At 72.7% G+C, this 8727-nt stretch carries 8 protein-coding genes; 3 read left to right on the plus strand and 5 right to left on the minus strand.

The genetic code is table 11. The features are described from left to right. Positions 1-102: 102 nt before the first annotated feature. The 3 genes from guaB to AC069K_RS26830 form a co-directional block, all read right to left on the minus strand. Positions 103-1608, minus strand: coding sequence for an IMP dehydrogenase (gene guaB, locus AC069K_RS26820; protein ID WP_358833559.1), 1506 nt, complete (start codon positions 1606-1608; stop codon positions 103-105). Between the two features lie 223 nt (positions 1609-1831). After that, positions 1832-2407, minus strand: a complete 576-nt coding sequence (locus AC069K_RS26825; protein ID WP_067163238.1) for a sigma-70 family RNA polymerase sigma factor — start codon at positions 2405-2407, stop codon at positions 1832-1834. 255 nt (positions 2408-2662) lie between these two features. Then, a complete protein-coding gene (locus AC069K_RS26830; RefSeq protein WP_003948568.1) occupies positions 2663-3274 on the minus strand; it encodes a response regulator transcription factor in 612 nt (203 codons plus the stop codon). A gap of 406 nt (positions 3275-3680) precedes the next feature. On the opposite strand from AC069K_RS26830, the gene AC069K_RS26835 reads away from it, so the two are divergent. Continuing rightward, positions 3681-4013: a WhiB family transcriptional regulator gene (locus AC069K_RS26835; protein WP_365105621.1), complete on the plus strand. Its 333-nt coding sequence runs from the start codon at positions 3681-3683 to the stop codon at positions 4011-4013. A gap of 201 nt (positions 4014-4214) precedes the next feature. Here the strand turns inward: AC069K_RS26835 and AC069K_RS26840 are convergent, their stop codons facing one another. Continuing rightward, entirely contained in the window at positions 4215-5111 is an 897-nt protein-coding gene (locus tag AC069K_RS26840) for a LysR family transcriptional regulator (protein WP_365105624.1), read from the minus strand. A gap of 81 nt (positions 5112-5192) precedes the next feature. On the opposite strand from AC069K_RS26840, the gene AC069K_RS26845 reads away from it, so the two are divergent. Both AC069K_RS26845 and AC069K_RS26850 read left to right on the plus strand, forming a co-directional pair. Next, positions 5193-5873 (plus strand): MOSC domain-containing protein, encoded by a 681-nt coding sequence (locus AC069K_RS26845; RefSeq protein WP_478620671.1) that lies wholly within the window; start codon positions 5193-5195, stop codon positions 5871-5873. Positions 5874-5923: 50 nt separating this feature from the next. Then, the gene (locus tag AC069K_RS26850) at positions 5924-6697 is read left to right on the plus strand and encodes an SDR family NAD(P)-dependent oxidoreductase (protein WP_365105630.1); all 774 of its coding nucleotides are present in this window, start codon (positions 5924-5926) and stop codon (positions 6695-6697) included. Here AC069K_RS26850 and AC069K_RS26855 read toward each other — a convergent pair. After that, the gene (locus AC069K_RS26855; protein WP_478620753.1) at positions 6660-8579 is read right to left on the minus strand and encodes a DUF2264 domain-containing protein; all 1920 of its coding nucleotides are present in this window, start codon (positions 8577-8579) and stop codon (positions 6660-6662) included. The genes AC069K_RS26850 and AC069K_RS26855 overlap by 38 nt on opposite strands. Positions 8580-8727: the final 148 nt, after the last annotated feature.

The following is an 8727-nucleotide window of genomic DNA, read 5'->3' on the forward strand; positions in this document are numbered from 1 at the left end:
GGACCAGTATCCCCGACATGTGTGTCACCGACATACGGGCGAGGGGCGGACCCGGGAAATCCGGGTCCGCCCCTCACTCGGTCCACGCGCGCGTGGGCGTGGTCAGCGCTTGGTGTAGTTCGGTGCCTCGACCGTCATCTGGATGTCGTGCGGGTGGCTCTCCTTGAGGCCCGCCGAGGTGATCCGGACGAACCGGCCGTTCGCCTGGAGCTCCGGGACGGTCCGGCCGCCGACGTAGAACATCGACTGGCGCAGGCCGCCGACCAGCTGGTGGACGACCGCGGAGAGCGGGCCGCGGTAGGGCACCTGGCCCTCGATGCCCTCGGGGACCAGCTTCTCGTCGGAGGCGACGCCCTCCTGGAAGTAGCGGTCCTTGGAGAAGGACTTGCGGTCGCCGCGGGACTGCATCGCGCCGAGCGAACCCATGCCGCGGTACGACTTGAACTGCTTGCCGTTGATGAACAGCAGCTCGCCCGGGGACTCCTCGCAGCCCGCGAGGAGCGAGCCGAGCATCACCGTGTCGGCGCCCGCGACCAGGGCCTTGGCGATGTCGCCCGAGTACTGCAGGCCGCCGTCGCCGATGACCGGGACGCCCGCGGCCTTGGCGGCGAGGGAGGCCTCGTAGATCGCGGTGACCTGCGGGACGCCGATACCGGCGACGACGCGGGTGGTGCAGATGGAGCCGGGGCCGACGCCGACCTTGATGCCGTCGACGCCCGCGTCGATCAGCGCCTGGGCGCCGTCGCGGGTGGCGATGTTGCCGCCGATGACGTCGGCGCCCCCCGCGTTCGACTTGATCTTGGCGACCATGTCGCCGACCAGCCGGGAGTGGCCGTGGGCGGTGTCGACGACGATGAAGTCGACGCCCACCTCGATCAGCGCCTGGGCGCGCTCGTAGGCGTCGCCCGCCACGCCGACGGCGGCGCCGACGATCAGCCGGCCGTCCTTGTCCTTGGCCGCGTTCGGGTACTTCTCGGCCTTCACGAAGTCCTTGACCGTGATCAGGCCCTTGAGGATGCCCGCGTCGTCGACCAGCGGCAGCTTCTCGATCTTGTGGCGGCGCAGCAGCTCCATCGCGTCCACGCCGGAGATGCCGACCTTGCCGGTGACCAGCGGCATCGGGGTCATGACCTCGCGCACCTGGCGCGAGCGGTCGGACTCGAAGGCCATGTCGCGGTTGGTGACGATGCCGAGCAGCTTGCCGGCGGCGTCGGTGACCGGGACGCCGCTGATGCGGAACTTGGCGCACAGCTCGTCGGCCTCGCGCAGCGTCGCGTCCGGGTGGACCGTGATCGGGTCGGTCACCATGCCGGACTCGGAGCGCTTGACCAGGTCCACCTGGTTGGCCTGGTCCTCGATCGAGAGGTTGCGGTGCAGCACGCCGGCGCCGCCCTGGCGGGCCATCGCGATGGCCATGCGCGCCTCGGTGACCTTGTCCATCGCCGCGGACAGCAGCGGGACGTTCACCTTCACGTTCTTCGAGAGGTACGAGGAGGTGTCGATCTGGTCGGGCGCCATGTCGGACGCGCCCGGCAGCAGCAGCACGTCGTCGTATGTCAGCCCGAGCATCGCGAACTTCTCGGGCACTCCGTCGACGTTTGCAGTCATGACACCTTCCCCATGGCCTTGATCGGTGCGGATGTCCATGCTAACGGGCTGGGGCGGTGTCTCATTCCATGAACAAGATCAACCCCATTCTTTGTACGTTCACACGTACAGCCGCCCGTTCAGGGGCGTGCGGCCACGCGCGCGGGAGCGACTCGGCGCCGCGCGCGCGGGGAGCACCGGTACCGCCGTGCGAGTGACGGCGGGTGACGGCGGGCGGCCGGGGCTACTGCTCGGCGAGCGCCCGGAGCCGACTGAGCGCGCGGTGCTGGGCGACGCGGACGGCACCCGGAGACATCCCGAGCATCTGGCCGGTCTCCTCGGCGGTCAGCCCGACGGCGACCCGCAGCACCAGCAGCTCGCGCTGGTTCTCCGGCAGGTTGGCGAGGAGCTTCTTGGCCCACTCCGCGTCACTGCTGAGCAGCGCGCGCTCCTCGGGGCCGAGCGAGTCGTCGGGCCGCTCGGGCATCTCGTCGGAGGGCACCGCCGTGGAGCCGGGGTGGCGCATCGCCGCCCGCTGGAGGTCGGCGACCTTGTGGGAGGCGATGGCGAACACGAAGGCCTCGAAGGGCCGCCCGGTGTCCCGGTAGCGCGGCAGCGCCATGAGCACGGCGACGCAGACCTCCTGCGCGAGGTCCTCCACGAAGTGGCGAGCATCACCCGGCAGGCGGTTCAGCCGGGTACGGCAGTAGCGCAGCGCGAGCGGGTGAACATGGGCCAGCAGGTCATGCGTGGCCTGTTCGTCGCCGTCGACGGCACGGTGAACGAGTGCACCGATCACCGTTGGCTCGTCGTCGCGCATCGGTCCATCGTGCCCCGGCGTCGCAGAATCCGTGGCACCGCGCCCGTAGTTGTGCACTGAAGCGTTATGAGCAGGTGCGCCGGAAGTCATCTCCTGCGCCCTCCCCTCCCGCTCGACCGACTCGTCCCCGAGGAACTCCACACCTTCAAGGATGCGGCATCGCGCGCGAAGCGTCACACGCCGCTCCACGGAGTGGGGGGACGGACCCGCCCGCCGACGACGGACGGGGATCCGGCCGACCACGCCGCGGGCCGGTCAGCGCACCAGGCCCCAGCGGAAGCCGAGCGCCACGGCGTGCGCCCGGTCCGAGGCGCCGAGCTTCTTGAACAGCCTCCTGGCGTGCGTTTTCACCGTGTCCTCCGAGAGGAAGAGCTCGCGCCCGATCTCGGCGTTGGACCGGCCGTGGCTCATGCCTTCGAGCACCTGGATCTCGCGCGCGGTGAGCGTGGGCGCCGCGCCCATCTCGGCCGAACGCAGTCTGCGCGGGGCGAGCCGCCAGGTCGGGTCGGCGAGCGCCTGGGTGACGGTCGCGCGCAGCTCGGCGCGCGAGGCGTCCTTGTGGAGATAGCCGCGGGCGCCGGCGGCGACGGCGAGCGCCACGCCGTCGAGGTCCTCGGCGACCGTCAGCATGATGATGCGGGCGCCGGGGTCCGCGGACAGCAGCCGCCGGACGGTCTCCACGCCGCCCAGACCGGGCATGCGTACGTCCATCAGAATGAGGTCCGAGCGGTCGGCGCCCCAGCGGCGGAGGACTTCCTCGCCGTTGGCCGCCGTCGTCACACGCTCTACGCCGGGCACGGTAGCCACCGCGCGACGGAGCGCCTCTCGGGCAAGCGGGGAGTCGTCGCAGACGAGGACGGATGTCATGGCCGCCCTCCGCAGCTGATGCGCGTCACCTTGAGCCTCCAGGCTGGTTACGTATCGTCACCTGTGCGATTGACGCTCTCGGACACCTGCCCGAGCGCTTGTTCTTTCAACCGCTCCGCACTCTCAACGATGGTCACTCGAAAGAGTTACGGGTCGGACGGGCGCCTTCGGCACTCTACGTGAGGAACCGTGTGCGCCGGGCGCGCATCGCGGGTCACCCGTCGTTCGCTTGGAGGTATGCCCCATTTAGCGGCTTTTCTTCCCTTTTTCTGGTGTCTGTGGCTAGATTCGCAATGAGTCATATTTACATCTACTTACACCGTAGATGTACGTTCGTCGGTACACCCCAGTGATCCGGGGTACCCGGCCCATCCACCTCAGGCACGGCTTCAAGGGGACATGAGCAATGGCAGATTTCTCCCGCCTTCCCGGACCGAACGCCGATCTGTGGGACTGGCAGCTCCTCGCCGCATGCCGCGGGGTCGACAGCTCCCTCTTCTTCCACCCGGAGGGCGAACGCGGCGCGGCCCGGAGTGCGCGCGAGAACTCGGCGAAAGAGGTGTGCATGCGCTGCCCGGTGCGCGCCCAGTGCGCCGCGCACGCTCTGGCGGTCCGCGAGCCCTACGGGGTGTGGGGCGGACTCACCGAGGACGAGCGCGAAGAGCTGATGGGCAGGGCGCGCAACCGGCTGGTGACGGCGGCGGGCGCGGGAGCGGGGGGCGACCGGGGGCACGGCTGACGCCAGACCTCGACCCGCTTTCGCAGAAACGTTCCTGCGCCGGATGGCGCAGCACCGGACGGAACACCGCCGGCCCCTCGCCGGGCAGCGGCGCCGGGACTCCGCGGCCGTGGCGGGCGGCACGCGCTTCGCGGGGGCGGCTCCGCGCGGGAGGCGTGCGCCCCGCGCCGGTGACGCGCGTCCGTGCGCCGCGTCGGCCGCTCAGTTGCGGGCGGCGGCTCCGGCGAGCTGGTCCAGGGTGGCCGCGACGGCCGGGACCCGGGCCAGGTCGGGCAGGGTGAGCGCGACGATCTCCCGCTCGACGGCGGGCTCCACGGTGACGGTCCGGGCGCCCTTGGGCCGTACCGAGGCGATGGCCAGCTCCGGCAGCACCGCCACCCCCAGACCCGCCCCGACCAGGCCGATCACCGCCGGATAGTCGTCCGTGGCGAAGTCGATGCGCGGGGTGAAGCCGGACGCCTCGCAGACCTCGACCAGCTGGCGCCGGCAGCGCGGGCAGCCCGCGATCCACGGCTCGTCGGCGAGGTCGCGGATGTCGACGGTGCCGCTGCCGGCCAGCCGGTGGCCGTCGGGGACCAGTCCGACCAGGCGGTCGATCAGCAGGGGCCGTACGACCAGGTCGTCCCACTCCTCCGTGGTGGCCGCCCCGTACCGGAAGGCCAGCGCGACGTCGCAGTCGCCCTCGCGCAGCATCTCCACCGAGCGCGGCGGCTCGGCCTCGACCAGGGAGACACGGGTGCCGGGGTGGGCGGCGCGCAGCGCGGCCAGGGCGCTGGGCACCAGGGTGGAGGAGCCGCTGGGGAAGGAGACGAGCCGGACCCGGCCCGCGCGGAGCCCCGCGATCGCCGCGACCTCCTCCTCTGCGGCGGTGAGGCCCGCGAGGATGCCGGAGGCGTGGCGCACCAGGACCTCGCCGGCCTGGGTCAGCCGGGTCTCCCGGCCGGTGCGGATCAGCAGCGGGGTGCCGGCGGACGCTTCGAGGGCCTTCATCTGCTGGCTGACGGCGGGCTGGGTGCAGCCGAGCTCGCGCGCGGCGGCCGAGAAGGAGCCGGTGGCGGCGACGGCGCGCAGGACGCGGAGATGACGGGCCTCGATCACCCATCGAGCATAAGGGGTACTTGGGGAACTTGCGGGATATTGGGTGGCTGCTTTGAGACAGTGCGGGTTAGCGTGCGCGCCATGAAGCTTCTGTCTGTCAACGCGGGCCGTGCCAGGTTCGTCGAGTACACCGATGCCGAGGGCGGCCTCACGGGCATCGGCAAGCGCCCCGTGGAGGGCGCCGTGGGGATCTTCCGGCCGGGTCCCAGGGGCGTGGGGGCGAGCGGGGTCGCGGGCGACGACGTGTGCGACAAGCGCCACCACGGGGGCGAGCACCAGGCGGTCTACGCCTACGCGCGCGAGGATCTCGACGCCTGGGAGAAGGAGCTGGGCCGCGAACTGCCCGGCGGGATCTTCGGCGAGAACCTCACCACCAGCGGCGTGGACGTCAGCGGCGCCCGGATCGGCGAGCGCTGGCGGATCGGGCCGGACGTCGTTCTGGAGGTCGCCGGCGCGCGGATCCCCTGCCGTACGTTCGCGGGCACGCTGGGCGAGCAGGGGTGGGTCAGGCGGTTCACGCGGGCCGGCGCCCCCGGCGCGTATCTGCGGGTCGTGGAGGAGGGCGGGATACGCGCGGGCGACGCGATCGAGGTCGTCCACCGGCCCGCTCACGAGGTGTCGGTGGCGTTCTGGTTCCGGGCGTTCACCACCGAGCGGGAGCTGCTGCCGCGCACGCTCGCGGCGGGCGAGGCGATGTCCCCGGAGGCCCACGAGACCGTACGCAAGTACCTGGAGCGGCAGGCCGTCCGGCAGGTCTCCTGAGCGCACGGGCCGTCACACCGCCGACGCGTGCGGGGCGTTACCGTGCGCCTATGACGACTGCACTGATTACGGGAGCCACGGCGGGGATCGGGGCCGCGTTCGCGCGGCGGCTGGCCAGGGACGGGCACGATCTGGTCGTGGTGGCCCGCGACGACAAGCGGCTGCGCGAGCAGGCCACCGAGCTGCACGACCGGCACGGCGTGGAGGTCGAGGTGCTGGCCGCCGACCTGTCCACCGAGGACGGCATCGCGTCCGTCGAGGCCCGGCTCGCCGAGCGCCGCAAGCCGGTCGACCTGCTGGTGAACAACGCCGGGTTCGGCAACAAGGGCCGCTACCTGGACGTGTCCATGGGCGACGAGCTCAAGATGCTGAAGGTGCACATCGAAGCGGTGCTGCGGCTGACGTCGGCCGCGACCGAGGGCATGCGCGAGCGCGGGCGCGGCGGGGTCGTCAACGTCGCCTCGGTCGCCGCGTTCGTGCCGCGCGGCACCTACGGCGCGTCCAAGGCGTGGGTCGTCCAGTTCACCCAGGGCGCGGCGCGCGACCTGGCCGGGTCGGGGGTGCGGCTGATGGCGCTGTGCCCCGGCTTCGTACGGACGGAGTTCCACCAGCGGGCCGGGATGGGCACCGACAACATCCCCGGCTGGATGTGGCTGGATGCCGACAAGCTGGTGGCGACGGCGCTCTCCGACCTCGCGCGCGGGAAGACGCTGTCGATCCCGGACCCGCGCTACAAGGCGCTGATGGGTGTGGTGAAGCTGGCTCCGCGCGGCCTGCTGGGCGGGGTCACCTCGCGGACGGGCCGCAAGTACGGCCCGCAGTGAGGCGCTTGTCGTCCGTGGTCGCGGGTCCGGTCCCGGGTCCGGTCCCACGGTCGGGGTCGGGGTCGGGGTCGGGGCCGCAGTCGAGGACGAGGCCGGCCGTGGTCCCGTCCCGCCAGGTGACCCGGACCGTGTGACCCTCGACGCGGATCCGCGTGACCAGGTCCGGCAGCGGGGCCGGGTGCTCCTCCCCGGTGAGGGAGACGAGGGCGACGAAGACGGACGGCCCTTCTCCGGTGGCCCCTTCGAGGACCGCGACACGGGAGGACGGACCGAACAGCGTGGACCCGGCGTCCTCTCCTACGCGCGCGTGGGGCTCGTACCCCGAGACGGCGTGCAGCTGCCCGGTCTCCCGCGGCCCGGTGACGGCCCACCCCGTCTGGCGCACCCGGGTGCCGGGCGGGGCGCCGCCGACCCGGTGGGCGCGGACCTCGGCGCGGCCGTGGACGAGGGTGGCCGACACGATCCGTACGCCGGGCAGCGGCCGTGACGCCGAGGCGGCCCACCCCGGTCCGTGGCCCACGGGCTCGGCGGGCCCCCGGGCGGTGACCGTGCCGTCGTCCAGGACCAGCCCGAAGTGGTTGTCGCGCACCGCGCCCGAGGCCGGTCCGGTACGGGTCGAGTACGCGAACCGGGCGTAGCAGGGGTCCTCCTCGGCCCCGACATGGTTGCTGCCGTGGTTGTGGAGGCGTACGAGGCCGTCCGAAACGGTGGACTGGAGCAGGATGTTGGGCGGGCCCAGCACCCTCACCGCGTCCGCCCTCTCCGCCGGCAGCGGTTCCTCCACCGCTGTCCACACCGGGTGCTCCGACGGCATGAGCAGACCGAGGAACCCTTTCGCCGCCCAGTACGGCGAGGCCGGGCCCGAATAGCCCTGCACGATCGGCGGGTACGGGCCGTGCCAGCCCAGGGTGAGCAGACCCCGCTCGTCGGTGGCGCCCCGGCCGGGCCCGCGGTCGGTGAAGTACCGCAGCGCCCCGGAGGCCAGACGGCGGGTGGCGCCCGGGGTGAGCGGGGTGTGGCCGGTGAGCGCGCCGAGCCAGGGGGCCGCGGCGGCGGCGAAGCGGTAGGTGAGGGAGCGGCCGTAGGGCAGGGGGGCGCCGTCGGCGCCGAACATCCGGGTGCAGCCGTCGAGGTGGGCGCGGAGCCGCGGCCCGTACCGGTCGAGGAGTTCCCGGTTGTCACCCAGATGAGCGTGCAGGACGGGATAGAAGTGGAGAGCCCAGCCGTTGTAGTGGTCGAAGGAGCGGTGGGGGCCGTCGCTGTACCAGCCGTCGCCGAGGTACCACTGATCGACGTGTTCCAGCGCGCGTTCGACGGTGGCCGAGGCGCGGTCGGTCTCGATGCCGGCGTCCTGGAGGAATCCGGCGACGGTGAGGCCGAAGAACCACCAGTTGTTGTCGACGGGCGAGGGGCCGAGCGCGGGCAGCAGCCAGTCGACGACGCGTTGGCGCACGCGGTCGTCCAGCCCGTCCCACAGCCAGGGGCGGGTGAGACGCAGCCCGAGCGCGACGGAGGCGGACTCGACGACGGCCTGGCGCACCTCGGCGATGCGGGGCCAGGAGTCGGGGTCGCCGCTGCCCGACTCCCCGGTGGGCAGCGGCCGTTCGGTCCCGGACGCCAGCCCTTCGGCGTAGCGGCCGAGGTGGCCGTGCGGGTCGTCGCCGCGCGCGCCCGCGATCCGCAACGCGGCGAGGAGCCAGGTGCGGGCGTACCCTTCGAGGCCGTCGGAGCGGGGCCCGGACCAGCTCGGGCGGTCGCCGGGCAGGTTGATCAGACCGTGGCGCGGTGAGGCGTAGGGCCGTACGGCGAGCAGGAGCCGGTCGGCCTCGCGCTCCCAGTGGTCACGGGTCCAGCCGGTGTACGGGCTGAGCTCGTGGTTCATGGGGGGTGGCGGTGCGGACGGCTCGGCCGGGACGGACGGCTGGGCCGGTACGGGCTGGGCCGGTACGGGCTGGGCCGGTACGGGCTGGGCCGGTACGGGCTGGGCCGGTACGGGCTGGGCCGGTACGGGCTGGGCCGGTACGGGCTGG

The sequence above is a fragment of the Streptomyces sp. NPDC043908 genome, assembly GCF_056435525.1.

Excerpts from the sequence above, each read along its gene's own strand:
- guaB (WP_358833559.1), bottom strand. The coding sequence starts at position 1,608 with ATGACTGCAAACGTCGACGGAGTGCCCGAGAAGTTCGCGATGCTCGGG.
- AC069K_RS26825 (WP_067163238.1), bottom strand. The coding sequence starts at position 2,407 with ATGCGCGACGACGAGCCAACGGTGATCGGTGCACTCGTTCACCGTGCC.
- AC069K_RS26830 (WP_003948568.1), bottom strand. The coding sequence starts at position 3,274 with ATGACATCCGTCCTCGTCTGCGACGACTCCCCGCTTGCCCGAGAGGCG.
- AC069K_RS26835 (WP_365105621.1), top strand. The coding sequence starts at position 3,681 with ATGGCAGATTTCTCCCGCCTTCCCGGACCGAACGCCGATCTGTGGGAC.
- AC069K_RS26845 (WP_478620671.1), top strand. The coding sequence starts at position 5,193 with ATGAAGCTTCTGTCTGTCAACGCGGGCCGTGCCAGGTTCGTCGAGTAC.
- AC069K_RS26850 (WP_365105630.1), top strand. The coding sequence starts at position 5,924 with ATGACGACTGCACTGATTACGGGAGCCACGGCGGGGATCGGGGCCGCG.
- AC069K_RS26855 (WP_478620753.1), bottom strand. The coding sequence starts at position 8,579 with ATGAACCACGAGCTCAGCCCGTACACCGGCTGGACCCGTGACCACTGG.